Here is a 26,196-nt window from a genome sequence, read left to right as displayed (position 1 = left end):
CGCGCGGTCTTGCCTCGACCCGGGCTCAGGGCGTCTCACTCAGGCGATAGAAGCGCGAGCCCGTTTCACCTGCGATGAGGTCCCACTCGCGCGCATCGACCGATGTCGCCACGCGGACCCGCTCGGTCCAGGCCAGGGGCGACTCGCCGACGCCGACGCGGGCGCTCACCGGCCAGTCGCTGCCGAGCATGGCTCGCTCCGGGCCGAAGGCGTCGAGTGCGACAGCGAGGAAGTCTGCGGCATGGGCTTCGTACGCGGCGCGGTCGGCCGTCTCCGCGGGCAGACCGGAGAGTTTCACGAACGTCCCCTCGCGCTCGGCGAGTCGACGGATCCCGTCCGACCATCGCCTGCCCGCATCGCCCGCCATGCCCTCCTCGACGGGCGGTTTGCCGAGGTGATCGAGCACGACCTGCAGCTGCGGAATCCGATCGAGCAGCTCGATCAGCGCACCGAGCTGTGGATGCTGGATGCACGCGTCGAACGTGAAGCCCCGGGCTGCGAGCGCCCCGAGGCCCCGCCGCAGTGCGGGCTCCGAGAGTCGCTCGACCGGCTCGCCCTGCAGCAGATGGCGCACCCCGACGACGAGCCCGATCTCGGAAAGGGAGTCCAGGTGCTGTTCGAGCTCGGGCGAACGCAGGTCGGCACCGGCGACGATGCCCGCGAGCTGCGGCCACTCCGGCGCCAGACCGGCGACCCAGCTGGCCTCGTCGAGAGCCTGGGCCGGCGCGCAATCAGCCTGGACGAAGACCACCCGCTCCGTACGGACGGACGGAAAGTCGGCGGGGAGGAATGGTGCGTCGAGCGCGTCCGCGCCCCGGAGCCAGGGGTAGTCGAGCAGACGCGGATCCCAGATATGGACGTGGGTGTCGACCGCGGTCACGCGTTCGCGCCCGTCGCCCGCTGGGTGGCGAGACTCCACACTGCCTCGATCGGCGTGAAGGACGTGTCACCGTCCGGACCGCGGAACTCCTCGACGAAACGCCCGATGTCCGCCTGCCAGCGCTCGTTCGCCGGGTCGGCGCCGACGATCGTCATCGCATGGTCGAAGTCGTCGCAGTCGACGAGGTGGAACAGGCGGTCGCCCGACCGCCAGATGGTCCAGTCGCGAATGCCCGCGCGTTCGAACAGCTCGACCAGCTCGTCCGGCACGCGGGCATGGTGAGACCGATATTCGTCGATCGCACCCTCGCGGATCACGGAGTGAAGTGCGATGCGCATGGCGCGTCATCCCCTCTCGTCATGAGGCATCTCGAAGCCAGGCCTCGATGCCGGCGATGTGGGTGAGCATGAGGGCTTCGGCGAGGCGGGAATCGCCGCGCTGCAGCGCGTCCAGGATGCCACGATGCTCGGCGATCGTGCGGTCGGTGGCACCCTGCTGCGTGATACCGCGCCAGATCCGCGCGCGCACGGTCGCACTCGACATCGACTCGACGAGTCGGCTCAAGTACTCGTTGCCGGATGCCTCGACGATCGCCTGGTGGAACTCGAGGTCGTGCTCAACGAGGTCTTCGACGCCTGCCACCGCGTCGGTCTCGTCCATCAGGTGCTCGAGCCGGGCCGACGTCTCAGGACTGAGCTGGCGCGCGGCGAGTGCCGCCGCGGCAGGCTCGAGGATGCGGCGCACTCCGAAGATCTCGAGCACGGAGCGGTCGGTGTGCAGGTCGACGACGAACGACATCGCCTCGAGCAGCAGCCGCGGCTCGAGGCTCGTGACGTAGGTGCCGTCACCGCGCCGCACGTCGAGCACGCGGATGACCTCGAGCGCCTTCACCGCCTCGCGGAGCGAGTTGCGCGAGAGGCCCAGCCGTTCGCTGAGCTCCTTCTCGGGCGGAAGCCGATCGCCCGGCCCGAGATCGCCCGAGGTGATCATCTCGCGGATCTTCTGGATCGCTTCATCCGTCACGGCCATGCCCACATGCTACCCAGACATCCGACCTCTACTCGCACTGTCTGGTCGGAGTGTGCCAGCGCGCCCGCGCTCGCGCGCTCGATTCCGGCATCCGCTCCAGGTTTCGTCACCTCTCGCTCGCAGACGCCGAGACGCCGAACCTCCCGCTATACGGTGTGCGGGACGCCACCGACCTGCATGCCGGGGTGGTCACGCTCGAGCGAGGCGCCCTCGAGGTCGACGTTCGGCATGATGTGGTCGAGCCACCGCGGCAGCCACCAGGCCGACCGGCCGAGCAGGTGCATCAGCGCCGGCATGAGCAGCATCCGCACCACGAACGCGTCGAGCAGCACGCCGAACGCGAGGCCGAAGCCGATCGAGCGGATCATCGTCGAGTCCGAGAAGATGAATCCGCCGAAGACCGACACCATGATGAGCGCCGCAGCCGTGACGACCGAGCGACCTGCGCGGAAGCCCTGCGCCACCGCCAGCTTCGCGGGCGATCCGTGCACGAACGCCTCGCGCATACCCGAGGCGAGGAAGAGCTGATAGTCCATGGCGAGCCCGAACAGGATGCCGACCAGGATCACCGGCAGGAAGCTCAGGATCGGCCCGGTGCTGTGCACGCCGATCAGCGACGCTCCCCAGCCGTATTGGAAGACGCTGACGATCAGGCCGTAGGTCGCAAACAGCGACAGCACGAAGCCGCCGGTCGCGATGAGCGGGACCAGCAGCGACCGGAACACCAGGATCATGATGAGGAACGACAGCCCGACCACGACGACGAGGTAGATCGGGAGCGCGTCGCTCAGCGCCTGCGAGATGTCGATGTTGCTCGCGGCCTGGCCCGCGACGCCGATCGTGAGGTCGTCGACTGGCGGAAGCGCCCGGATGTCCTGCACGAGCCGCTCGGTCGACTCGCTGTTCGGGCCCTCTTCGGGAACGACCTGGAACGCGAGAAGCGTGTTGTCGTCGGATGTCGCGATCGGCGCGACGGCGGCCACGTCGTCGAGATCCGCGAGCTGCTGCGCGACCTCGACCTGCGTCGCCAGGATGTCGTCGTCGCTGATCGGATCGGCGGCCGTCGCCGTGACCAGCAGCGGACCGTTGGCGCCCGCGCCGAACTCCTCCTCTATGATCTGGAAGGCCTGGTAGCTGGTCGAGCCGGCCGGCTCGCTCGAGCCGTCAGGCAGACCGAGCCGCATCGACATCGACGGAATGGCGATGACCAGCAGCAGCGCAACAGCGCCGAGCACGGTGAGGATCGCGCGGAGCGTCGACATCGGCGTGATCGCCTTCGTGGCCCGGTGTGCAGCGCGCTCGCTGCCGATCCGGGCGCGAGCCTTACGGCGGAGCAGGCGGGTGCCGACGAGCCCCAGGATGGCGGGTGCCAGCGTGATCGCGACGAGCACGGCGACCGCGACGCACACCGCGCCGACGGTGCCCATCAGTCCGAGGAACGGGATTCCGGTGACATTGAGCGCCATGAGCGCCACAATCACAGTGGATCCGGCGAACACCACCGCGGTTCCGGCCGTGCCCGTAGCCAGCCCGATGGACTCCTGCACCGGCACGCCGCGGATCAACTGCTTGCGATGGCGATAAACGATGAAGAGCGAGTAGTCGATGCCCACCGCGAGGCCCAGCATGACGCCGAGCACGGGCGTCACCGACGCCATATTCACTACCCCCGAGAACGCGAGCGACGAGGTCACACCGACCGCGACGCCGACGAGCGCCGTGACGATCGGGAGTGACGCCGCGATGAGCGACCCGAGCGTCACGATCAGCACGATCGCGGCGAAGACGAGGCCGATCGCCTCGCCGACACCGAAGAGCTCCGGGACGCCCTGTGCCAGCTCGGTTCCGAAGTAGACCTGCACGCCGTTGATCGGCTCCGCCTCGAAGTGGTCGATCACCGACTGCTTCGCACCTTCCGGCAGTTCCAGCCGGGTCTCGTCGAACGTGACGTTGACGATCGCGGTCGACCCGTCCTCCGAGACCACGCCGATGCCGTCGGCGAGACCCAGGAGGACCGTGCCCTGCTCGACCTGAACGGCCTTGTCGTCCAGTTCGGCCCGCGAGGCATCCAGCGTGTCCTGCTGCTCCTGCAGCGCCGCCGTCTGCGCGTCGAGCTGCGCCTGCTGCTGGTCGAGCGCCGCAAGCTGCTCGGCACCGGCACCGGCGGCCTCGGCCTGCGCACGCGCAGCCGTCAGCTGCTCCTGCGCCGCGTCGAGCTGCGCCTTGCCGGCATCGAGCTGCGCCTGGCCGTCGTCGAGCTGAGCTCCCCCGTCGTCGATCTGCTTCTGCCCGTCGGCGAGCTGCTGGGCGTTCTCGTCCTGCTGCTGCTGGGCATCGAACGGGTCGAGCACGGTCGCGACGTCGTCGAGGTCCTCGGCGCTGGCCGCGACATCCGAGATCGCCTGCTTCTGCTCGTCCGTGAATGCCGAGCCGTCCGTCGTCTGATAGACGACGGATGCCGTCATCCCGGCGCTGTCGGGCAGCTTGTCGGTGAGCTCGTCGACGACCGCGCCCGATGCCGTGCCGGGGATGTCGAAGTTGTCGGCCAGGGATCCGCCGAAGGCCAGGAACGCGCCGATCGAAAAGCCCAGGATGAGCACCCAGGCGACGATGACCTGCCATACCCGGCGCGCGGCGACGGAACCCAGGCGGTAGAGCAGCGCGGCCATGGAGATCTCCTTGAAGTCAGTTTGAGCATACGCACCGTCTCGTCTACTCCCTGAGAGTTAGCCTGAAGGGGTGAACGAGCACCGTGCCGGCCCGGTTCGAAGCGCCGCAGCCCGCGAAGCGATACTCGCGGCCACCGCGAAGATGTTCCAAGCGCAGGGTTACGAGCAACTCACGATCGAGGGGATCGCCAAGGAAGCCGGCGTCGGCAAGCAGACCATTTACCGGTGGTGGAAGTCGCGGGGAGCCCTGATCGCGGAGTGCCTGACGGACGGACGGCTCTTTCCCGTCGATCTGGTGGCGAAGAACTCCGGAGATGTCATCGCCGACATCGAGGAATGGGTGTCCGGTGTGATCGGCATCCTGGTCTCGCACAACGGCGAGTCACTGCTTCGCTCGCTCGTCGCCGCGGCCGCAGAGGACGCGGATGTCGGCGACCACCTGACGCTGGGCATGGGGGTCGAAGACCGGCTCTCTGAACGCATGCGGATCGGGATCGCGGACGGTCAGCTCCCTCCGGATGCCCCCGTCACGGAGCTGGCCCAGGCCATCATCGGCGCCCTGGTCATCCAAGTGCTCACGAGGGCGAACGAGTACGAGGGCCCGATGCGGCAGCTGATCCGCTTCATCCTGGCGCCCCGGTTCGCCTGAGCGGGATCCCCGAGATCAGGCGACGCGGGCGACGCGGCGCACGACGACCGCATCGACGGCCGCGAGGGCCAACGCCGCCACACACAGGATGCCGAGCACCGGCGCCATGATGTCGACGGCCGGGCCGAGTCCCCACGCGGTCGCCAAGGCGCCCGCCCCGATCGCGGTGAGCGCCTGCAGCAGGTAGGCGAAGAGGTAGAGCAGCGAGAGCGTCGCGCCGCGATGGTGTGCCGGGGCGGCGCGGTTGATCAGCCCAAGGCCGCCGGTGAAGGCGAACGCGTAGGCGACTCCGCCGACCAGGCACCACACCAGGAACAGGGGGATCGAGCCCGTTGCGGCGACCGCGGCCATGATCCCGAGGCCGACCAGCGAGAGGGTCGCTCCGACCCAGACCGCGACGTGCGCCGGGACCCGCGAGAGCAGCAGTGCCGTCACGCCGATCGCCGTGGACGACAGACCCAGCAACACGCCGATCACGATCATGTCGGTGGTGTGGGCGAACTGGCGCACCATCAGCGCGCCGAGCGAGAGGAAGATCGCACCGACGCAGTAGGCGATCGACACCGAGATGGTGGCGAGGACGAAGACGCGCCGGATGCCGGTGGGCACCCGCAGCGGCTGCGGCCGCCACGACACGGCACTGAGTGGGCGGTCGTCGGGCGTCGCCCACAGCGCCACCAGCGCGGCGGCACCGAGCCCGAACAGCACGACATAGCTCCACACCAACGGCAGCGGCGCGAGCTGGGCGAGGATGCCCGAGACGACGAGCGCGAGGGTCAGTCCGGTCGACGTCGAAACCGTGGCGAGCGAGCTGGCGAATCGGGGGTTCGCCGAGACGTTGTGCTCGACCAGCGCGGCGCTCGCGGCGCTCAGCGCGAGTCCCGTGCCGACGCCCTGGAGCACGCGTCCCACGAAGAGGTAGCCGACTCCCGATGCCGTGGCGAACACGAGCGCGGATGCCGCGATGAGCGCGACGCCGATCATCATCGCGCGGCGGCGGCCGACGACATCCGAGATCCCGCCGAACAGCACGAGCGTGACGATCAGCGCGAGAGGATACGTCGCGAAGACGGCCGTCGTGATCGCGGGAGTGAGGCCCCACTGCCGGGAGTAGAGCGGATACAGCACGCTCGGCGCACCGCTGGACCACAGACACAGCGCCAGCACCGCAGCGGCCGACCAGAACGTGCCGCGCGAGCCCATCGGAGGGCGACGCGTAGTCGGGGTTCGAACAGGAGCGGGTTCGCTGAGGCGCGTCATGCCGTCAGCATACCCATCTGACTTGGTATTTCCAATTCAGCCGGAATCGACGTAGCCTGGGTGAGTGATCACGCGCCATCGAGAACCCGAACCGCGATGCCAGGTGGTCCGCACCCTGGACATCGTCGGCGAGAAGTGGGCGCTGCTGATCGTGCGAGACGCCCTGCGCGGCCGCACCCGATTCTCGGAGTTCCGCGAGTCGCTGGGCGCCCCGACCGACATCCTCGCTGCGCGACTCGCATCGCTGGTCGAGTCGGGCATCCTCGAGAAGCGCTCTTACCGCGAGGCGGGAAGCCGCGAGCGCGCGAGCTACCACCTGACCGAAGCGGGGCAGGGTCTCCGCGTCGTCATCGCCGCCATGCTCGAATGGAATGATCGCTTCGACCCGGCGCCCACCGGTCCGGGGTCGATGGTCGTCGACCCGAGTGACGGAACTGCCCTGCATCTGGCGTTCCGCGGTGACGACGACCGCGTCGTCGCCCCGGATGAGGTCGCCATCGTGCCGGGCTCCGGCGGCACCTGGTCGCTCGCGGTCGCTGAGCCCACAGCCGGTCGCTGAGCCTGTCGAAGCGTCCGGCGACCCCCTCGACAGGCTCGGAGACCGCCTCGCGCGACTCGCGCTCAGACCCGCGCCGGAACCCCCACCGCCGCGAGCAGAGCGTCGGCGATCGCCGCGAAACGCTCGGTGCCCGCTGCGGGTCGTGAGACGAGCATCGCCCCTTCGAGGCCCGCGACGAGGGCCTCGGCGGTTGCGCGCGACGAGGCGGGCGCCGGCAAGCGGCCCTCGGCGACGCCGCGGTCGATGACGTGCTCGAGCCACGTGTAGCTCCGCTCGAAGAACTCCGACACGCGCTTCTGCACGGCAGCCGGGAGCGTCTCGAAGTCCGAGGCGAGCATGCCGCACAAGCACATGCGTCCTCGCGCGAGCACTGCGCCGTAGATGTCGACATAGGCGCGAAGCCGGTCCGCGACATCCGGTCTGGTGCGCTCGATCTCGTCGAGCGCCGCGAAGAACCGCCCGGAGTAGCGATCCACCAGGCCGACGGCCAGGTCGGCCTTCGCGGGGAAGTGATAGTGCAGCGATGCATTCGTGATGCCGACGCGCGCTGACACGTCGGCGTAGCTCATCGCGTTCAGCCCTCGCGTCTGCACGAGCTCTTCTGCCACGTCGAGGATGCGGGTCGCGGTGTCAGGGGTTGCGGTGTCGGGGGTCGCGGTGGTGACCATGCCTCCACATTAGTCGGGTCGGGGCCTTGCATCTACCTACAGATAGGTAGACAATCGATCTGTCTACTAGTAGGTAGATAGGCATCGGATCAAGGAGGAGCCATGCAGACAGTGGAGCACGAGAGCTTCGGCTCTCCGACGGAGATTCGCGAGTTCCCGCACGGGCACGCAGAGATCCTGAACGTCGGAGACGCCACGATCGGCCGCCTGGTGCTCGAACCGGGGTGGCGATGGTCGAATGACGTCAAACCGATCGCCGGCACGGAGTCGTGCCTGGCGCCGCACTTCCAGTACCACGTGCAAGGGCGGCTCGGCATCCGCATGGACGACGGTGAAGAGTTCATCGCCGGTCCCGGCGATGTCACGAGCCTGCCCGAGGGCCACGACGCCTGGGTGGTGGGCGACGAGCAGGTGATCGTCGTCGACTGGTTCGGCGCAACCGACTGGGCGAAAGAGCCGGCAGGCAACGTCGCCGCGCACGCCTGATCACAGGACGGGCCACGACCCTCAGGTGCGGGTGACTCGGAGGGGCCGGATGTCGGGTCACCCGCGATCGATCGCGCAAAGATAGGGCATCTTACGGATGCCGGCCCCCTGCCTTAGGCGCGATCCTCGCTCATGACGAATCACCTGAGGAGACATCATGAGCGTCAGCATCTACAGCTTCGAGCACCTCCGCGCTGCCGAGCAGAAGCAGCTGGAGCGCGAGCTGGAATACCGCCGCATCGCGCGGGAGCGCGGGGACGACATGGAATCAGCGGCCGCACGAGCGCTGGGCAGCGTCGTCCGCCGCATCCGCGGCATCCGTCCGGCCGCGCACGCAAGGCCTTCGGTCCTCTCACCCTCTCGATGACCCCGGGGGCGGGCTCGCCGCCCGCGGCACTCGGGTTGCGATGGGCCGCCCCGAGTGTCGCAGGCGGGTGGGACGATGGGTTCATGCGCGCAGTGGTCAGCCCCGCCCTGGTCGGCCGACAGGCCGACCTCGACGCGCTCCACGACGCCTACGCCGACAGCATCACGGGCTCCAGCCGCGCCGTCCTCGTCGGTGGCGAGGCCGGAATCGGCAAGACCCGCCTCGTCGACGAGTTCCTCAGGGCGCTCCCCGAACAGGCGATCGTGCTGCGCGGGCAGTCCGTCGACCTCGATCGCGACGCCCCGCCGTTCGCGCCGATTCTGTCGGCGCTGCGATCGCTTGCCCAGGAGGTCGGTGAGCAGGCGCTGTTCGACGCCTCCGGTCCCGCGGCAGACGCGCTCGCGCTGCTGCTGCCAGACCTGAGCCTCAGCGCCTCGATGACCGAGGGCCCGATCCGCGGCAGCGCCGAGCGGCTCTACGACGCGGTGGCAGAGCTGCTCGAGAACGTCGCTGCCGTCCGACCGGTCGTGCTCGTGATCGAAGACCTGCACTGGGTGGACCAGGCGAGCCTCGGTCTGCTGCGCTTCCTCATCCGGGTCATCGAAGACTCCCGCCTGCTCATCGTCCTCACGTTCCGCAGCGACGAACTCGGCAGAGGCAGCGCGATGCGCGCGTGGCTTCCCGAGCTCGACCGCAACCGTCGCGTGACGCGGCTCGAACTCGCCCGCCTCGATCGCCGCCAGGTGCGCGAGATGGCGACCGCGATCCTCGACGGAACGCCCGACGAGGACGAACTGGCTCAGGTCTACCTTCGAACCGACGGTGTGCCCTTCTTCGTGGAAGAGCTGGTGTGCTGCAGCGGCGTGCAAAGCCTCGACGGATTCCCCGACACCCTTCGCGACATCCTGCTCGCCCGGTACGACCAGCTCGCCGACACGACGCAGCGCATGCTGCGGCTGATCGCCGCCGGCGGCGTGCGCGTGGAGCACGAGCTGCTGATCGCCGTCTGCGACGAGTCCCCCGACGCGATCGACGCCGCTGCGAGCGAGGCGATCGCCGCCAGCGTGCTCGTGGTCGACGACACGGCCTACGCCTTCCGCCACGCGCTGGTGCGCGAAGCCATCCACGACCAGCTGCTGCCCGGCGAGCGCGTTCGCTTCCACACCCGCTACGCCCAAGCCCTGCTCGATCAATCCGGTGCGGGCGCTGCCGATGCGACAGCGGTGTCGTACCACTGGATGGCCGCCCACAACGTGCGCGAAGCGTTCATCGCATCGATCGCCGCGTACCAGCAGGCGCGGTCGGCATACGCGCACGCGACCTCGGCCAACATGGGCGAGCGCGCGATCGAGCTGTGGGATCAGGTGCCGGATGCCGCGCAGCTCGCGGGACGCAGCAAGGTCGCCATGCTCGGCGACACGTCTTATGTGCTTCGCAATGCCGGCGAGAGCGAGCGCGCCATCGCCCTGATCGACGAGGCGATCGCACAGTGCGACCCGTCTGACGTGCAGGTCTACGCACTGCTGCTGCGCAACAAGGCCTCCTATCTCGCCAACATCGGCCAGACGGGGTCGATCGAACTGCTGCGCGAAGCGCTGCTGGTGCTCGAAGGCGAGCCGCGGAGCGTGCTGCGTGCGAACGTCCTCGGGGAGCTGGCGGCCCGGCTCATGCTCCTCGCGCGTTTCGACGAGGCGATCGAGATGGCCGACGGCGCGTTCGTCGAGGCCACGGCGGTCGACAACAGGCCGCGGATGTCGGTCGCTTCCAACATCCGCGGCTTCTCGCGCCTTGCGGGGGGCGACGTCGAGGCAGGACTGGCGGATCTCGCGCTGGCGGGTGAGCTTGCGGTCGGCAACGACTCCGCGCGCCTGCGGTACTGGGTGAACCAGTCGGACGCGCTCCACCTGATCGGGCGCTACGAAGAGGCGGTGCGCACCGCAGAAGAGGGCGCCGAACGTGCACGGCAGCGAGGCGTCGAGCGCACCTCCGGGGCCGTGCTGCTCTCGAACGTCGTCAGCCCGCTCTACGCCCTCGGCCAGACCGCACGCGCCGACGAGATGCTCGATCGCGCCCTCGAACTCGACGCTCCGATCGGCTTCAGTGCGAACCTGCGTCGCCTGAAGGTGCAGTCGGTGCTGTGGTCCGGCGATCGCCCCCTCGCGGAACGCCTGCTGCGCGATTGGCGAGGATCGCTGCGGCTGCAACAGCGGATGGACTCGCAGTGCATGCTCGGCGTCGCGCTGGTCAGCGGCGAACTCGCCCTCGCCCGCGGCGACACAGCCGAAGCGTGGCAGCACGCCAGCGTGCTCATCGACCCGGAGCACCGGTCTTTCCCGGCCTATGATCTGCCCCTCATCGCCCTGGCCGCGCGGGTGGTGGCGGTCGCCCGGACCACCGGCGTCGCGCTCCCCGATGCGAGCGGCGAGCCGAGCCCACCGGACGAACTCGAACGCGCCGTGCGCTCCGCATTCTCGCTCGCCGAGCGCTGGCCAACGGCATCCGGGTACTCCGCGATCGTCGATGCCGAACTGGGCGGCCCGCGCGGTACCGGAACAGATGTCGCGCTGTGGGAGCGAGCGGTATCGGTGGTGCGCGCCGCGGTCGCCCCCGCTCAGCTCGCGCCGTATGCCGGGTTCCGCCTGGCCGAGGCCCTGGCCAACGCCGGCGATCGTGCGGGCGCCCGCACCTGGGCCCAGACGGCGCGCGAGTGGGCTGAGGCCATCGGGCTGGGCCTCATCGTCGACTCCGTCACCGAGCTCGAGCGCCGTGTCGGCTCGATCAGCGGCGACCACCGCGGTGACACTCCGGACGACGCCGGTTCCCTCGAGAACCTGCTCACCGAGCGCGAGCGCCAGGTGCTCGACCTGATCGCACACGGTCTCAGCAACGGAAAGATCGCCGAGCAGCTGTTCATCAGCCCCAAGACGGCGAGCGTGCACGTATCGAACATCCTCCGCAAGACGGGCGCGACGACCCGCACCGAAGCCGCTTACCTCGCGCACAACACGTCGCACTGAAATAGGGCTATCGCCGCATGCGGCATCCCTACCTCAGAGACGAGAGTCCTGATTGTTCGATCAACTCGTCATCGGAGGCCGATCATGGCAATCATCATGCTCATCGCACTCGCAGTCATCGTCATCGCTGCGATCGCCGCAACCCTCGTTCAGGTCGGCCGCGACGGATACCGCGCGGTTCCCACGCGACCTGAACTGCTCCGCCACCCCTAGACCCGCGCGCAGCCCCTCGCTGAGCCCGTCGAAGCGCCCGGCACACAGCCGGTCGCTGAGCCCGTCGAAGCGCCCGGCACACAGCCGGTCGCTGAGCCCGTCGAAGCGCCCGGCACACAGCCGCTCGCTGAGCCCATCGAAGCGCCCGGCACACAGCCGGTCGCTGAGCCCATCGAAGCGCCCGGCACACAGCCGGTCGCTGAACCCGTCGAAGCGCCCGGCACACAGCCGGTCGCTGAACCCGTCGAAGCGCCCGGCACACAGCCGGTCGCCGAGCCCGTCGAAGCGCCCGGCGGCCCTTCGACAAGCTCAGGGACCGCCTCCGTCCGGGAACGTCACGCCTAGACGCGCGTCGGCTCCTTCGCGACGAGGGTCAGCACGTCATACGTGGCGACGATCTCGTCGTTCTGGTTGAGGATGACGGCATCCCACCGTACTTCGCCGTATTCGTCCGTCTCGCGCGGCGTGATCTGCTTCGCGGTGAGCGTCACACGGATGGTGTCTCCGGGTGAGACCGGGGTGATGAATCGCAGGTTCTCGAGACCATAGTTCGCGAGCACCGGCCCTGGCTCGGGGTCCACGAAGAGCCCGGCGGCCCACGAGACCAGCAGGTAGCCGTGCGCGACGCGTCCGGGGAAGAACGGGTTCGCCGCAGCCGCATCTTCGTCCATGTGGGCGTAGAACGTGTCCCCTGTGAAGCGCGCGAAGACCTCGATGTCGTCGAGCGTCACTTCGCGCGACGCCGAAACGACCTGGTCACCCAGCGCAAGCTCTGCGAGCGACTTGCGGAACGGATGCCTGCCGTTCTGCACGGCGGCGCCCGCGTGCCACACACCGGTCAGCGCCGTCAGCATCTCGGGTGAGCCTTGGATCGCCGTCCTCTGCATATGGTGCAGCACGGCACGGATGCCGCCGAGCTCCTCGCCGCCGCCCGCCCGTCCCGGTCCGCCGTGGACGAGATGCGGCACGGGCGAGCCGTGGCCTGTCGAGGTGCGGGCATTCTCTCGGCTGAGGAAGAGCACCCGCCCGTTGAACGACCCCATGCGGGTCATGAGCTCGACGGCGACATCGGGATCGTCGGTCGCAACGCTGGTGACGAGGGATCCGCCGCCGCGGCCGACGAGGTCGGCGGCCTCGGCGAGGGTGGAATACGTGAGGACGCTCGACACCGGGCCGAACGCCTCGATGTCATGGGCCGCCGGGGTCGCCGCATCCGCGAAGCCGACCAGCATCGGCGTGATGAACGCGCCCTCGGGTGCGGGGCCACGAGTGCCGTCCGCGCGCACCACGTCGGGAGCCGCGGTCGAGCCGAGCAGGATGCCACCGCCAGCGGCCTCGAGCGCGACCACCTGTCGCAGGACTTCATCGCGCTGCTCGATCGAGACGACCGGGCCCATCGTGACGGACTCCGCGTGCGGATCGCCGATGACGACGCGCTCGTCGATCTTGGTCCGCAGCGCATCGACGAGCGCGTCGACCACGCCCTCCGGAACGATGGCTCGGCGGATGGCCGTGCACTTCTGACCGGCCTTCGTCGTCAGCTCGACCAGGAGCTGCTTCACATAGGCGTCGAAGCCCGGCGAGCCCGGTGCGACATCCGGACCCAGCACCGACGCATTGATCGAGTCGGTCTCGCTCGTGAAACGCACTCCCCCGGTCTGCACGCTGTCGTGCTGTCGCAGCCGCTCGGCGGTCGAGCCGCTGCCGGTGAAACCGACCAGGTCACCGAGTCGCAGGTGCTCGAAGAGCGTCGGCACGCTCCCGCTCACGAGCTGCAGGGCGCCCTCCGGAAGCCGGCCGGTCTCGACGAGGATGCGCACCCACGCCTCGGCCACGTATCCGGTCGGGGTCGCGGGCTTCACGAGGCTCGGCACACCGGCGAGGAATGCGGGCGCGAACTTCTCCAGTGCGCCCCACATCGGAAAGTTGAAGGCGTTGATCTGCACCGCGACGCCTGGCAGTCGCGTGTAGACGTGCTGGCCGAGGAACGAGCCGTCCTTCGAGAGCGGTTCGACGGGCCCGTCGACGTAGACCTTCGAGTTGGGCAGCTCGCGGCGGCCCTTCGATGAATACGTGAACAACACGCCGATGCCGCCGTCCACGTCGCTCCGCGAGTCTCGAACCGTCGACCCGGCGCGCTTGGACAGCTCGTAGAGCTCCTGTTTTCGGGCCGTGAGTGCGAGCGCGAACTCCTTGAGCAGCATCGCGCGCTGGTGAAAGGTCAGCGTGCCGAGACTCCGCTGCCCGACCGTGCGCGCGTAGTCCAACGCAGCGGCGAGGTCGAGGCCCTTCGTACTGACGCGGGCGACGACCTCACCGGTCGACGCGTCACGGACGATCGCGGCATCCGTCTCATCGGACGGGGTCCACCACGATCCCTGCACGTAGCTGGGAAGGATGTCGGGCATCATTCGCTCCATTCATAGGATCCGCGGCCGGTCATCGGCGTCGCTTCTCGAGGAAGTCGGTCATGCGGCGCATCTTCTCGGGGCTCTCGAAGAGCTCGGCCTGAAGCTCGAGCTCGATGGCGGGGTGCGCTTCGGCGGGTGCCAGCAGCGCGGTCTTCGTGTGCCGGGTGGCGAGCGCGTCGTTCGCCGCGATGCGGTCGGCGATCGCGTGCGCCGCGGGCAACAGCTCGTCGGGTTCATGGAGAGACGACACCAGACCCCACGCGAGAGCCTCGTCGGCCGCCAGGAAGCGACCGGTCAGCAGCAGCTCGCTCGCTCGCGCGTGACCGACGATCTCGGGCAGCCGCCACGTGGCACCCGCCGCCGCAATGATCCCGAGGCCGGTTTCGGGGTTGCCGAACCTCGCCGAGGGCGTGGCGATGCGGATGTCGGCCGCGTACGCGAGCTCTGCTCCGCCACCCAGCGCCCAACCGTCGACCGCGGCGATGACGGGCATGGGCAGGTTGCGGATGCGGCGGAAGGCCGTGGTGTTGATCCCGCGGCGCGCATCTTCGGCACGACGCTCCCGCAGCTGCGAGATGTCGGCGCCCGACGCGAAGACGCCGTCCGAACCCGTGAGGATCAGGATGCGCGGCGCGGCCTCCAGTTCGGCGCACAGCGCGTGGAGGGCGTCGATGAGCTGCTGGTCGATCGCGTTGCGGGTTGCGGGGCGGTCGATGGCCGCGACGACCCGATCGGGCGTTCGCGCGACGCGCAGGGGCGATGCGGCGTGAGCCATCGTCATCCTCTCGACACCCGTGCATCCTCGCACCGATCGGCAGCCCAAGGTGAATTGCTTACCGATCGTTCAGAAATCATCCCAGAAGCGCGTGGGTATCGCAAAGTCGGGCCCATCGAGTGCGAGACTGAACGGGTGACCGCCGTCGATCCTGCGCCCGCAGCGACTGCCCCCGCGCGCCGTCGCGGACGGCCAGGGTACGACCGCGACGACGTGCTCACCGCCGCTGTGACCCTGTTCAACGAGCAGGGGTATGACGCGACATCCGTCTCCGACCTCGCAGTGCGGCTGGGTCTGACCAAGTCGGCGATGTACCACCACTTCTCGTCCAAGGAGCAGTTGCTCGAGATGGCGCTGGGCGAAGCGCTCGACGGCCTGGAGGGAGTGCTCGCGCTACCCGAGGCGCAGAGCGGCACCGCATCCGAACGCCTGCACTTCGTGCTTCGGGCAGCCACTCAGGTGCTGCTCGACCGGCTGCCCTACGTGACGCTGCTGCTGCGGGTGCGGGGCAACAGCGACGTGGAGCGCCGCGCGCTCGAGCGACGTCGCGCGTTCGACCACCAGATGGCGTCGCTCGTGCGTGAAGCACAGGCCGCCGGATCTGTGCGACCGGATGTCGACAGCGCCATCGTCACGCGCCTCATCTTCGGGATGCTCAACTCGACGATCGAGTGGTACCGCCCGACCGGCCCGATCGATCGCGACGCGCTGACGCACGACATCCTGACGGTCGCGTTCGACGGCATCAGCCCGCGCTGAGTCTCGAACCCACTCGGACGCTCGCCGCCACCCGCCCCACGCGACCTTCTCTTTCCCGCGGTCCAGGAAACGCAGGATTCCGGCAGCCAAAACCTGCGAAACCCGGACCGCCCGAGTTCACCCGACCCTCCGATCCAGGTCGGGTCCGGCAAACGCAGGATTCCGGCAGCCAAAACCTGCGAAACCCGGACCGCCCGCGTTCACCCGACCCTCCGATCCAGGTCGGGTCCGGCAAACGCAGGATTCCGGCACCCAAAACCCGCGAAACCCGGACCGCCCGCGACGAAGTGGATGGTGACGGGAGGTCCGGGCGGTCAGCCGTGGAAGGTCGGCGTGCGCTTCTCCTGGAACGCGGCGAACCCCTCACGGTAGTCGTCGGTGTCGCAGAGGGCCGCCTGCGCAGCGTTCTCGACATCCATCGCCTGCCAGAGGCCGAGGCGTTCATCCCGCAGGCGCGCGACGAGCGCTTTGCTCGCCCGGAACGCCTGCGTCGCGCCGGAGGCCGCCTTCTCAGCCGCCTCGATCGTCGCGGCGGTGAGCTTGTGGTCCGGGAAGACGCGCGAGAACAGGCCGGCGGTGACCGCTTCGGTGCCCGTCATGAGCCGGCCCGTGTAGATGAGGTCGAGCGTGCGGTGCGCGCCGAGCCGCTCGAAGAAGAGGGCGTGCCCGCCCGAATCGAGCGTCGCGCCGAGCGCCGCGAAGGGGGATCCGATCTTGGCGCTCTCGGCAACGTAGACCACGTCGGTCGCGATCAAGAGGCCGAGCCCCACGCCGAGGCAGGCGCCGTGGGCCGCAGCGAAGGTCGGCGCCGGGAACGCCGACATCCGCTTCATCAACGGCGTGACGAGCCGGTCGAGGTATCCCATCACGTCGTCATCGCGGGGATCGACGCTCGAGATGAGCCGTCCCGCGCAGAACGCGCGCCCCTCGCCGCGCAGCACCAACGCGCGAGCCCCGGCGGCCTCGGCCTCGACGTACGCGGCATCCAACTCGGCGAGCGCCGCCTCATCCAGCGCGTTGAGCTTCGCGGGATTGTTCAGGACGATGTGCGCGACGTTCCGCTCGATGCGCAGGTCGATCATGGGGTGCTCCTCTTGACTGACAGATCGGATGCCACGGGTTCAGGCGATGCGGCGGCGGCAGGCCGGTTGAGCCGGCGTCCGGTCTGATGTCGGCGCATCGCCTGAACTCGCGCCCGGATGGACCGCCCCATCAGGATGCCGCATCACACGTCGTAGTCGACAACCACGCGCTCGGTGGTCGGGTGCGATTGACACGTGAGCACGTAGCCGCGCTCGAGTTCGTCGGGCTCGAGCGCGTAGTTCTCGGTCATCGCCACCGAGCCGACGAGCAGCCGTGCCCGGCACGTGCCGCACACCCCCCCGGCGCAGGCGAACGGCACGTCAGGGCGCACGCGCAGTGCGGCGTTGAGAATGGACTCGTGTGCGCTGACGGGACTGTCGATCGTCGAGGACTGGCCGTCGAGGGTGATCTCGATCGTCACGACGGGATCGCCGCGCTGCACGATCACCGGCCGCCCGGCGTCGCCCTCGTCGCGCCCGGGCTCGCCCGTGGTGAACAGCTCGTATCGCACGTGATCCCGATCCACGCCGACGCTCTCGAGGGTGTCGCGGCACAGCTGCACGAGCTCGAACGGCCCGCACAGGAACCATTCGTCGACGGTCTCGGGCAGTACGAGTGCGTCGAGGATATGGCGCAGCCGCTCCTCGTCGATGCGTCCGGACAGCAGCGGCGCCGAGCGCTGCTCGCGCGAGAGCACGTGGTGCAGCGCGAGGCGCGTCGGGTACCGGTCCTTCAGGTCGGCCAGCTCGTCGAGGAACATCACGTCGGTCGTCGACCGGTTGGTGTAGACGAGGGTGAACCGGGAGGTTTCCGAGCGCGCGAGCACGGTGGCGGCGAGCGCCATGAGCGGCGTGATGCCCGAGCCCGCGGCGATGCCGGCGACATGCGCTCCGTCGAGGTCGGCGAGGGTCGAGGTGAACGTGCCCTGCGGACTCATCACGTCGACCTCGTCGCCGACGCTCAGCTCGCTCAGCGCCCACGTCGAGAATCGCCCGCCGAGATCCCGCTTGATCGCGACGCTCACGGTGCCCACGCCTCCGGTCCCTGAGCCCACGCCTCCGGTCCCTGAGCCCACGCCTCCGGTCCCTGAGCCTGTCGAAGGGGCCCGGCACAGCGAGTACGACCGACGCACCTCCCGGCCGTCGATGTCGGCGCGCAGCGCCACGTGCTGGCCGGCGAGGTATTCGAACTCCCCCGCGAGCCGCTCGGGAACCGCGAAGGTCACCTCCGCCGAGGCGTCGGTGAGAGGGCGGATGTCGGCGACCCGCAGCGTGTGGAAGCGCGCCCGTCTGCGGCCTCCGGTGGGGCCCCCGACCGCGCTCGCGAGGAACGCGTCGGCGACCTGTGCGGCGTCCTCGACGCCGCCGATCCGCGGTCCCGGTGTTTCGACGGGCTCACCCACCGCTCGAAGGGGCATCAGTGCACCTTGAAGTGGTCGAACGGCTCGAGACACGCACGGCACTCATAAAGGGCCTTGCAGGATGTCGACCCGAAGCGCGACACCTCGCGCGTGTCGAGCGAGCCGCACCGCGGGCACTTCACACCGAGCGACAGCTTGATGGGCCCGACAGCGGCCCGGCCGGTCGGCGGTGCGATGCCGTATTCGGTGAGCTTGCGCTTGCCGGCATCCGACATCCAGTCCGTCGTCCAGGCGGGAGACAGCGTGAGCCGCACGTCGACGTCGCCGAAGCCCGCCTCCGAGAGCGCGAGGATGAGATCGTCGCGGATGACGTCCATCGCCGGACATCCCGAGTAAGTGGGGGTGATGGTCACCGTCACGCGGTCGCCGTCCGTGCGCACGTCGCGCAGCACCCCGAGGTCTTCGATGGTCAGCACGGGCACTTCGGGATCCTTGACGGCCGCGGCGATCGCCCGAGCCCGCGAGGTGGCATCGCCTCCCTCGGTCGTTGAGCGCGTCGATACGCGCTGAGCGGCGGTCACCATGTCGCCCCCGGATGCTGCCGCGCCAGCACCTGCATCTCGGCGAGCAGATAGCCGAGCGTGGAGAAGTGCGAACCCCGCCGGCCGCCGCCCGATGACACGTATCCTGCGGGCACCGTGAGATCCGCCTCGGCGAACACCGCGTCGATGACCTCGTCGAATCCGGGGCGCAAGCTCGAGGGCCGCGGTGCGACATCGGATTCGGCAAGCCGATCTGTCAGCGGCTCATCGCCGAACAGCTCGTCGACATACGGCCAGACGTCATCGATCGCGGTGACCATCCGTCGCCGCGACTCGTCGGTGCCGCCGGCGAGGCGAAGGGTCCACTGCACGGCGTGGTCACGGTGGTAGTCGACCTCTTTGACCGACTTCTCGGCGATCGCCGCGAGGGTCGCGTCACCCGATGAGCGAAGGGCGGAGTACAGCTCGAACTGGTAGACGGATGCCGCGAGCTGACGTGCGATCGTGTGTGCGAAATCGCCGTTCGGCTGTTCGAAAAGCCATGCGCAGCGGAACTCGGGCTCGTCTCGCCAGTAGGCGAGGTCATCCTCGCTGCGACCGTCGAACGTGCCTGCGTAGCGCAGCAGCGACCGGGCATGGCCGAGCAGGTCGAGGGCGATGTTGCCGAGCGCGACGTCTTCCTCGAGCTCGGGAGCGCGCGCGATCCACGCGCCGAGCTGTTGCGACAGGATGAGCGCGTCGTCGCCGAGCCACAGGGCGTACTCGGCGACATCCGCCGTCGTCGCGCGCCCCTCGCCGCCGGCCAGCTCGTCGGAGAGCTCGACCTGGTCGACGGTGACGTCACCGTGGATGTCGATCTCGGTCACAGGTGCGGCACCCCCTCGGAGGCCGTGTAATACCGGGCATGCCGGTAGTTCTTGCCTGCGGGCGACTCGAAGAACGCACCCTTCGAATCGGGGTCGCTCGTCGTGATCGCATCGGAGGGTACGACCCACACCGACGTGCCCTCGCCGCGGCGCGTGTAGACATCCCGCGCGTTCCGCAGCGCGAAGTCGGCGTCGGGAGCGTGGAGAGATCCCGCATGCACGTGCGACAGGCCGCGGTTGGCGCGGACGAAGACCTCCCACAGAGGCCAGGTCTCGCGGTCGGATCCACCGGGAGTCGCCATCACGCCACCGCCCCATTCAACAGGCTCAGGGACCGTTCCTCCTGCTTCCGGGCGTATTCGGCCGCTGCCTCGCGCACCCACGCGCCGTCATCGTGCGCCGCTCGACGGTTCTGCAGTCGCACGGAATTCATCGGTCCACGGCCGGCAAGCACCTCGAAGAACTCGGGCCAGTCGATCTCGCTCATGTGCCACTCCTGCGCGTCGTCGTCCCATCGCAGCTCGGGATCCGGCAGCGTGACGCCGAGGATCTCGGCCTGCGGCACGAGCATGCTGACGAACCGCTGGCGCAGCTCGTCGTTCGAGAAGCGCTTGATCTTCCACGCCATCGACTGCGCCGAGTTGGGCGATGAGTCGTCGGGCGGGCCGAACATCATGAGCGACGGCCAGTACCAGCGGTTCACGGCATCCTGAGCCATCTGACGCTGCGCGGGCGTGCCCTGCATCAGCGTCAGGAGGATCTCGAAGCCCTGCCGCTGGTGGAACGACTCTTCTTTGCAGACGCGTACCATCGCACGACCGTAGGGGCCGTACGACGCGCGGCACAGCGGCACCTGGTTGCAGATCGCAGCCCCGTCCACGAGCCAGCCGATCGCGCCCATGTCTGCCCACGTCGGAGTCGGGTAGTTGAAGATCGAGGAGTACTTTGCCTTGCCGTCGATGAGCTGCTGCGTCATCTCGTCGCGCGTGATGCCGAGGGTCTGCGCGGCGGAATAGAGGTACAGACCGTGGCCCGCCTCATCCTGTACCTTCGCCATGAGGATCGCCTTGCGCTTGAGGCTGGGCGCACGGGTGATCCAGTTGCCCTCGGGCTGCATGCCGATGATCTCGGAGTGCGCGTGCTGGGAGATCTGGCGGATGAGCGTCTTGCGGTACGCGTCGGGCATCCAATCCCGCGGCTCGATGCGCTGTTCGGCGGCAATGAGGGCGTCGAACGTCGCCTGTGCCTCATCGTCGCGTTCGAGCGCGACCGGTCCCTGTGGTTCGACAGGCCCACCAACGGAACGAAGGTCGGGTGCGATCATCGTCGACTCTCCTCTTTCACTCTGCACATTTACAGAACGATCGTTCAGTAAGAATATCAAGCTCACGAGACAGCGGCAAGCTGAGTCGCTTCAGCTCTCCCCGTATTTACAGACCGAGCGTTCACTTTCCCCGGTATAGTCATCCTCGACTCTGACCGACTCGATGGAGAGTGCCATGACGGCGGCCGACAAACCCCGCTCCGACGTCCGCCCGATGATGCAGCGCGACCGCGCGTCGGCCGCGCTCGGCATGGTGGTCGAGCGCGATGAGCCGGGCTCCGCGACGGTCTCGATGACGGTGCGCGACGACATGACGAACGGGTTCGCGGTGACGCACGGAGGGCTGGTCTTCGCCCTCGCCGACACGGCCTTCGCAATCGCCTGCAACGAGGACGACTCTGTGACGGTGGCAGGCGGTGCCGACATCACCTTTCTCAAGTCCACGCGAGCGGGTCAGGTGCTCACTGCGAACGCTCGACGCCGTGTGGTCGTCGGCCGCACCGGGCTCTATGACGTCACCGTCACCGACGAGAGGGGCGACATCGTCGCCGAGTTCCGCGGGCGGTCGATCACGACCCGCCGCACACCCACCGAGTAGCCACCGGCGAGACGTCGGGCTGCCCTTCGACAAGCTCAGGGACCGCGCTCCAGGGACCGCGAGCCCCGGGACCGCGCGCCCATTGACCGCGCGCCCAGGGACCGCGAGCCCATTGACCGCGAGCCCAGGGACCGCGCGCCCAGGGACCGCGCGCCCAGTGACCGCGCGCGATCAGCGCGGTTCGCCGCGCACCGGCCGACCGGGGTAGGCGCCGACATCGAGTTGTCCATCGCGGATGACGAATGTGCCGCCGACGAGAAGGTGACGCACCCCGCTCGACACGCGCACCGGGTCGGCCATCGTCGCGTTGTCGGTGAGCGTCGCCGGATCGAGCACCACGAGATCCGCATCCGCGCCCGCCGCGAGGAACCCCTTGGTGCGCATCGCGGGGGCCATGTCATCCAGGACCCGGGCGGGCAGATAGGAGCACCGCCGGAAGGCCTCGATCCAGTCCCAGAGTCCGTGCTCACGGACCATGAGCCGGATGCTGCGCGCGAACGTCCCCGCGGTGCGCGGATGCGTCGCCGCCCCGGCTGGCAGCGGCCACTCCCTGCTGTCGGTGCGGCGGTCCGCCCACTCGACCGGCATGGCATCGCTCGCCACGATGGAGTCGGGATAGGCCAGCGCGCGCCGCAGCAGCTCGCGATCGGCATCCGACCGCTCGTCGAGGAACTCCACGAAGCAGATCGCGGCGGGATCGGTGGCGCGGATCTCGCGGAGCCGGCGCTCGTCGGCGATTCGCTCACCGCTGCCGAGCATGATGATGCTCGACGGCGTGAGGCCCGCCGGCGCGAGCCGTTCCGGGGCGAGGAAGAACGCGCCGACGCCGGTGCTTCCCATGCCGTAGGGGTAGGTCTCGACCGAGACTCGCGACCCCGCGGCGCGGGCATCGTCGAGGTTCGCGAGCACCCGGTCGAGGTGGCGCTTCGACGTGCTGTTGACGTGACAGTGGTGCATCGCCGCGCCCGTCTCGGCCGCCGCGACCACGAGCTCGAGCGACCCGTCGACCGGGGTTGTCGGGTCGATTTCGACGAGTTCCCGAACGTGGGTGAAGGTGGATGCTCCGGCGGATGCAGCGAGGCGCGCAACCGCGAGGTACTCGGCCGGATCGGAGCGCGGCGCGTAGCCCATCAGCACACCGATGCCGAGTGCACCGGCCGCGAGCTCACGCTCGAGCAGGCCCAGCCATTCCCCGAGCTCGGCCGCAGATGAGCTGCGCTGCCACTCCACATCGCCGAACAGTGCGGCCGTTCCGGCGAAGGTCGCCGTCGGTTCGACGCCCGCCAGCACCGCTCCGCGTGCCTGCGCCCATGATGCGGAGAAGCCGTAGTTCAGCACGCGTCCCGCCGCGGCGGCATCGGCGTACGCGCGCTCGATCGGCATGAGTCCCGCCTCGAGGTCGAGGTTCGTCGTGACGCCGTCGAACGCCTGCAGCCGCTGCCCTGCGATGGAATGAACATGACTGTGCATATCGATGAAGCCGGGCCCGACGATGAGGCCGGCGACGTCCACGACCGTGGCACCGGCATCCGGGACCGGCGTCGACGAGACGCTCGCCACTCGTCCCTTGCGCAGCACGACGTCGGCGACGGTCGAAGTGGCGGTGGCTGGATCGATGACGCATCCGCCGCGCAGAATGGTGCGGTCCATGCGGCTCATTCTGCCGCGATCGCCGGGGCTGCGGAGCGGGCGGCATCGCGCGCGGAACCTTCTCGCATTTCCAGGATACCGCCCCGACAGGGCCTTGCCGCAAGGCCCCCTCCATGGCGCATACTGGTCGGTCGCGACCCACATGCCGAGCGGAGACCGCGTTCTCGAGATCGGAGCCTCCCCCCGTGAACCCCCTGACCACGAGCGTTTTCGACCTTCCCGCCCGCCTTGCGCCGAAGGCCGACCCATCACTCATCGCCGCCGACGAGGAGCACTTCGCCGCCCTCGCCCGGAGTCTCGAGGAGTCGATCGCCGACCTGTCCCGTCGCCTTGATGCAGTTCGGACGGAGCGAGGCGGAACGGGCCAGCAGGCGCTGGACCGCGACCTCGAGATCCATCGCCTCACGGCCCGGCTGAGCACGCTGCGGCGGTTCGGACTCGACCTGTGTCTCGGACAGATGGTCAGCGCGGACAGCGGAAGCGGCGGCGACCTCTACATCGGCCGGCTCGGCCTCACGGACGGTGCGGGTCGTCGGCTGCTGCTCGACTGGCGTTCTCCTGCGGCCGAGCCATTCTTCGGAGCGACCCACGCCAACCCGATGGGCCTGGTGAGCCGGCGGCGATACCGCTGGCGCCGCGGCCGGATCATCGACTATTGGGACGAGGTGTTCACCGCCGACGGGCTGGAGCGGCGGATCGCGCTCGACGACGAGTCCGCGTTCATCGCCAGCCTCGGCGTGGGCCGGACGAGCCGGATGCGCGATGTGCTGGCCACGATCCAAGCCGACCAGGATGCCATCATCCGCGCCGGCTCGCAGGGGCCACTGGTCGTCGATGGCGGCCCGGGCACCGGCAAGACCGTCGTCGCCCTGCACCGCACGGCCTACCTGCTCTACTCCGATGCGCGGATCGGACGCGGTGGTGGAGGCGTGCTCTTCGTGGGACCGCACCAGGCATACCTGGCCTATGTCGACGACATCCTGCCCAGCCTCGGCGAAGACGGCGTGCAGATCTGCACCCTCCGAGATCTCGTCGCCGAGGGCGCGACGGCAGGCGTCGAAGAGAATCCGGATGCCGCTCGCCTGAAGTCGTCGGTGCGACTGCTGACCGCGATCGAAGCCGCCACCGCCCTCTACGAGCGACCTCCGTCGACCGGTCTGACGGCGGAAACCCCCTGGCTCGACGTGTGGCTGGACGCCGAGGACTGGACCGAGGCATTCCGCTCAGCCGAGCCGGGCGCCGCGCACAACGAGGCACGCGATCAGGTCTGGGCGACGCTCCTCGACATCCTCGTCGACAGGCGGGGCGACGTGCCGGCCGGACTGTTCCGCCGAGCGCTGCTGCGGGACGAGCAGCTCGTGCGCGCGTTCGATCGTGCATGGCCGCTGATCGATCCGACCGCTCTCGTGGCCCAGCTGTGGTCATCGCCATCGTTCCTGCAGCGTTGCGCACCATGGCTGAGTTCCGACGAGGTGGCGACCTTGCAGCGGCACGAATCGCACGGATGGACCCTATCCGATCTGCCGTTCCTGGATGCCGCACGGCAGCGGATCGGTGATCCGGACGAGTCTCGGCGCCGACGGGAGCGCGAGGCGGTGCTCGCGGCCGAGCGAGAGGAGATGTCGAGGGTCATCGACCACCTGATCGCCGCCGACGACTCCGAGATGGCGGTCATGTCGATGCTGCGCGGGCGGGACTTCCAGAACACGCTGGCGGATGACGCCGGCCTGCCGTCCGCCGACCCCGATGTTCTCGCGGGCCCGTTCGCGCACATCGTCGTGGACGAGGCCCAGGAGCTCACCGACGCGGAGTGGCAGATGCTGCTGGCTCGCTGTCCCTCGCGGAGCTTCACCATCGTCGGAGACCGCGCCCAGGCCAGGCACGGCTTCACCGAATCGTGGCAGGACCGTCTGCGCCGAGTCGGGTTCCCACGGATGGAGTTGGCGTCGCTCACCGTCAACTACCGAACGCCGGAGGAGGTGATGGCAGCGGCCGAGCCCGTCATCCGAACCATCCTGCCGGATGCGAACGTACCGACCTCCATCCGCAGCACGGGCATTCCGGTGCGACACGGAGCCGCATCCGAACTGCACGCGATCCTCGACACGTGGCTCGACGAGCACGCCGAAGGCATCGCCTGCGTCATCGGCGACGGGGCCTTCGAGTCGACCAGTCGCGTGAGATCACTCACCCCCGAGCTGTCGAAGGGGCTCGAGTTCGACCTGGTCGTGCTGGTCGATCCCGATTCGTTCGGCGGTGGGATCGAAGGAGCCGTCGACCGCTATGTCGCGATGACACGGGCGACCCAGCAGCTCGTCGTGCTCACGCACCCGGTCGCTGAGCCTCGAAGGGCCGCGGACGCTTCGACACGCTCAGCGACCGCTCCCGGGGTTCCCCCGGCTCAATTCGTGGTCGGTCGAATACCGGCGGCGGGGAGGATGACGCGGTCGATCGTGGCGATCGCGAGATCGCGGGATGCGGGCAGCTGCAGCATCAGCGACCGGTAGGTCATCATCGCGGGCCCGATCATGCAGAGGGTGTCGATGTCGCTGTCGGCCGGGATCTCGCCTCGATCGACAGCGCGCTGGAAGATGATGCGATTGGCGCCCGCGCGCGGTTCGACGAGCGCGGCCTGCGCCGCGTCGGCGAGTTCGGAGTCGCGGGCGATCATCGACACGATGCCGCCCATGATCTTGAGCTTGCGCTCGCTCTCGCGGATGGTGGGCGTCTTGACCATCGCGACGAGGTCACCGCGCAGCGTGCCGGTGTCGGGAGGGGAGGCGTAGTCGATGTCGTTGGGCTTGAGGCACGCGACGGCGTCGAGGACGAGGTCCGTCTTGGACGCCCATCGGCGGTAGACGGTCGCCTTGCCGGCCTTGGCCCGGGCGGCGACCATGTCGATGGTCATGCCGTCGTAGCCTTCTTCAGCGAGGACGTCCAGTGCGGCATCCAGGATCTCGGCATCGCGCGTGTGATCCCGCTTGCGACCGAGGCGCGCCTTGCCTTCGAGAAGGTCGGTCTGCGCCATCGA

Annotated in this window: 25 protein-coding genes; 9 read left to right on the top strand and 16 right to left on the bottom strand. The window is 69.0% G+C overall.

Going from position 1 to position 26,196, the window contains the following annotated elements:
* Window positions 1–25 precede the first annotated feature (25 nt).
* The 4 genes from ABD188_RS06585 to ABD188_RS06570 form a co-directional block, all read right to left on the bottom strand.
* Window positions 26–880 carry an amidohydrolase family protein gene (locus tag ABD188_RS06585; protein WP_344059715.1) on the bottom strand — a complete coding sequence of 285 codons (855 nt, stop codon included), beginning with the start codon at window positions 878–880 and terminating at the stop codon, window positions 26–28.
* Window positions 877–1,218 carry an L-rhamnose mutarotase gene (locus ABD188_RS06580; protein WP_344059713.1) on the bottom strand — a complete coding sequence of 114 codons (342 nt, stop codon included), beginning with the start codon at window positions 1,216–1,218 and terminating at the stop codon, window positions 877–879. The genes ABD188_RS06585 and ABD188_RS06580 overlap by 4 nt, the downstream gene beginning before the upstream one ends.
* A 19-nt stretch (window positions 1,219–1,237) precedes the next feature.
* Window positions 1,238–1,909 (bottom strand): FadR/GntR family transcriptional regulator, encoded by a 672-nt coding sequence (locus ABD188_RS06575; protein WP_344059711.1) that lies wholly within the window; start codon window positions 1,907–1,909, stop codon window positions 1,238–1,240.
* 146 nt (window positions 1,910–2,055) lie between these two features.
* Window positions 2,056–4,578 (bottom strand): MMPL family transporter, encoded by a 2,523-nt coding sequence (locus ABD188_RS06570; protein ID WP_344059709.1) that lies wholly within the window; start codon window positions 4,576–4,578, stop codon window positions 2,056–2,058.
* Between the two features lie 70 nt (window positions 4,579–4,648).
* Between ABD188_RS06570 and ABD188_RS06565 the strand changes: the two genes are divergently transcribed.
* Window positions 4,649–5,227, top strand: coding sequence for a TetR/AcrR family transcriptional regulator (locus ABD188_RS06565; protein WP_344059708.1), 579 nt, complete (start codon window positions 4,649–4,651; stop codon window positions 5,225–5,227).
* Between the two features lie 15 nt (window positions 5,228–5,242).
* Here the strand turns inward: ABD188_RS06565 and ABD188_RS06560 are convergent, their stop codons facing one another.
* A complete protein-coding gene (locus ABD188_RS06560) occupies window positions 5,243–6,487 on the bottom strand; it encodes an MFS transporter (RefSeq protein ID WP_344059706.1) in 1,245 nt (414 codons plus the stop codon).
* Between the two features lie 64 nt (window positions 6,488–6,551).
* Here ABD188_RS06560 and ABD188_RS06555 point away from each other — a divergent pair, with 64 nt between their 5' ends.
* Window positions 6,552–7,046, top strand: coding sequence for a winged helix-turn-helix transcriptional regulator (locus tag ABD188_RS06555; protein WP_344059705.1), 495 nt, complete (start codon window positions 6,552–6,554; stop codon window positions 7,044–7,046).
* A gap of 62 nt (window positions 7,047–7,108) precedes the next feature.
* Here the strand turns inward: ABD188_RS06555 and ABD188_RS06550 are convergent, their stop codons facing one another.
* The gene (locus tag ABD188_RS06550; RefSeq protein WP_344059704.1) at window positions 7,109–7,714 is read right to left on the bottom strand and encodes a TetR/AcrR family transcriptional regulator; all 606 of its coding nucleotides are present in this window, start codon (window positions 7,712–7,714) and stop codon (window positions 7,109–7,111) included.
* Between the two features lie 102 nt (window positions 7,715–7,816).
* Here ABD188_RS06550 and ABD188_RS06545 point away from each other — a divergent pair, with 102 nt between their 5' ends.
* The 4 genes from ABD188_RS06545 (at window position 7,817) to ABD188_RS06530 (ending at window position 11,797) form a co-directional block, all read left to right on the top strand.
* On the top strand, window positions 7,817–8,200 hold the full coding sequence (locus ABD188_RS06545; protein WP_344059703.1) for a cupin domain-containing protein: 384 nt from the start codon (window positions 7,817–7,819) through the stop codon (window positions 8,198–8,200).
* A gap of 157 nt (window positions 8,201–8,357) precedes the next feature.
* Window positions 8,358–8,567 (top strand): hypothetical protein, encoded by a 210-nt coding sequence (locus tag ABD188_RS06540; protein ID WP_344059701.1) that lies wholly within the window; start codon window positions 8,358–8,360, stop codon window positions 8,565–8,567.
* A gap of 83 nt (window positions 8,568–8,650) precedes the next feature.
* Window positions 8,651–11,584, top strand: a complete 2,934-nt coding sequence (locus ABD188_RS06535; protein WP_344059699.1) for a helix-turn-helix transcriptional regulator — start codon at window positions 8,651–8,653, stop codon at window positions 11,582–11,584.
* 84 nt (window positions 11,585–11,668) lie between these two features.
* On the top strand, window positions 11,669–11,797 hold the full coding sequence (locus tag ABD188_RS06530; protein ID WP_344059697.1) for a hypothetical protein: 129 nt from the start codon (window positions 11,669–11,671) through the stop codon (window positions 11,795–11,797).
* A gap of 341 nt (window positions 11,798–12,138) precedes the next feature.
* On the opposite strand, the gene paaZ is transcribed toward ABD188_RS06530, so the two are convergent.
* Both paaZ and ABD188_RS06520 read right to left on the bottom strand, forming a co-directional pair.
* The gene (gene paaZ / locus ABD188_RS06525) at window positions 12,139–14,205 is read right to left on the bottom strand and encodes a phenylacetic acid degradation bifunctional protein PaaZ (RefSeq protein ID WP_344059695.1); all 2,067 of its coding nucleotides are present in this window, start codon (window positions 14,203–14,205) and stop codon (window positions 12,139–12,141) included.
* Between the two features lie 31 nt (window positions 14,206–14,236).
* Window positions 14,237–14,983 carry an enoyl-CoA hydratase/isomerase family protein gene (locus ABD188_RS06520; RefSeq protein WP_344059693.1) on the bottom strand — a complete coding sequence of 249 codons (747 nt, stop codon included), beginning with the start codon at window positions 14,981–14,983 and terminating at the stop codon, window positions 14,237–14,239.
* Window positions 14,984–15,118: 135 nt separating this feature from the next.
* Between ABD188_RS06520 and ABD188_RS06515 the strand changes: the two genes are divergently transcribed.
* The gene (locus ABD188_RS06515; protein ID WP_344059691.1) at window positions 15,119–15,742 is read left to right on the top strand and encodes a TetR/AcrR family transcriptional regulator; all 624 of its coding nucleotides are present in this window, start codon (window positions 15,119–15,121) and stop codon (window positions 15,740–15,742) included.
* 314 nt (window positions 15,743–16,056) lie between these two features.
* Here the strand turns inward: ABD188_RS06515 and ABD188_RS06510 are convergent, their stop codons facing one another.
* The 6 genes from ABD188_RS06510 to paaA all read right to left on the bottom strand — a co-directional run bounded on the left by ABD188_RS06510 (window position 16,057) and on the right by paaA (window position 20,917).
* Window positions 16,057–16,824, bottom strand: coding sequence for an enoyl-CoA hydratase/isomerase family protein (locus ABD188_RS06510; protein ID WP_344059689.1), 768 nt, complete (start codon window positions 16,822–16,824; stop codon window positions 16,057–16,059).
* A 143-nt stretch (window positions 16,825–16,967) separates the two neighbouring features.
* Entirely contained in the window at window positions 16,968–18,242 is a 1,275-nt protein-coding gene (locus ABD188_RS06505; protein ID WP_344059687.1) for a 2Fe-2S iron-sulfur cluster-binding protein, read from the bottom strand.
* Window positions 18,242–18,769 (bottom strand): 1,2-phenylacetyl-CoA epoxidase subunit PaaD, encoded by a 528-nt coding sequence (gene paaD / locus ABD188_RS06500; protein WP_425561331.1) that lies wholly within the window; start codon window positions 18,767–18,769, stop codon window positions 18,242–18,244. Before paaD ends, ABD188_RS06505 begins: the two co-directional genes overlap by 1 nt.
* Window positions 18,763–19,593, bottom strand: a complete 831-nt coding sequence (gene paaC, locus ABD188_RS06495; RefSeq protein ID WP_344059685.1) for a 1,2-phenylacetyl-CoA epoxidase subunit PaaC — start codon at window positions 19,591–19,593, stop codon at window positions 18,763–18,765. Before paaC ends, paaD begins: the two co-directional genes overlap by 7 nt.
* A complete protein-coding gene (gene paaB, locus ABD188_RS06490; RefSeq protein ID WP_344059683.1) occupies window positions 19,590–19,895 on the bottom strand; it encodes a 1,2-phenylacetyl-CoA epoxidase subunit PaaB in 306 nt (101 codons plus the stop codon). The genes paaC and paaB overlap by 4 nt, the downstream gene beginning before the upstream one ends.
* A complete protein-coding gene (paaA, locus tag ABD188_RS06485) occupies window positions 19,895–20,917 on the bottom strand; it encodes a 1,2-phenylacetyl-CoA epoxidase subunit PaaA (RefSeq protein WP_344059681.1) in 1,023 nt (340 codons plus the stop codon). Before paaA ends, paaB begins: the two co-directional genes overlap by 1 nt.
* Window positions 20,918–21,092: 175 nt before the next feature.
* On the opposite strand from paaA, the gene paaI reads away from it, so the two are divergent.
* Complete coding sequence (gene paaI / locus ABD188_RS06480; protein WP_344059679.1) at window positions 21,093–21,515, top strand: hydroxyphenylacetyl-CoA thioesterase PaaI; 423 nt, start codon at window positions 21,093–21,095, stop codon at window positions 21,513–21,515.
* A 171-nt stretch (window positions 21,516–21,686) separates the two neighbouring features.
* Here the strand turns inward: paaI and ABD188_RS06475 are convergent, their stop codons facing one another.
* Complete coding sequence (locus tag ABD188_RS06475) at window positions 21,687–23,165, bottom strand: amidohydrolase family protein (protein ID WP_344059677.1); 1,479 nt, start codon at window positions 23,163–23,165, stop codon at window positions 21,687–21,689.
* Window positions 23,166–23,350: 185 nt separating this feature from the next.
* Here ABD188_RS06475 and helR point away from each other — a divergent pair, with 185 nt between their 5' ends.
* A complete protein-coding gene (helR, locus tag ABD188_RS06470) occupies window positions 23,351–25,672 on the top strand; it encodes an RNA polymerase recycling motor ATPase HelR (protein WP_344059675.1) in 2,322 nt (773 codons plus the stop codon).
* On the opposite strand, the gene ABD188_RS06465 is transcribed toward helR, so the two are convergent.
* The gene (locus ABD188_RS06465; protein ID WP_344059673.1) at window positions 25,567–26,193 is read right to left on the bottom strand and encodes a TetR/AcrR family transcriptional regulator; all 627 of its coding nucleotides are present in this window, start codon (window positions 26,191–26,193) and stop codon (window positions 25,567–25,569) included. The two genes, helR and ABD188_RS06465, sit on opposite strands and share 106 nt — an antisense overlap.
* Window positions 26,194–26,196: the final 3 nt, after the last annotated feature.

The sequence above is a fragment of the Microbacterium pumilum genome, from assembly GCF_039530225.1.
Classification (GTDB): Bacteria; Actinomycetota; Actinomycetes; order Actinomycetales; family Microbacteriaceae; genus Microbacterium; species Microbacterium pumilum.
The sequence above is the reverse complement of the archived record's forward strand: the minus strand, read 5'-3'. Positions and strand labels throughout refer to the sequence as shown.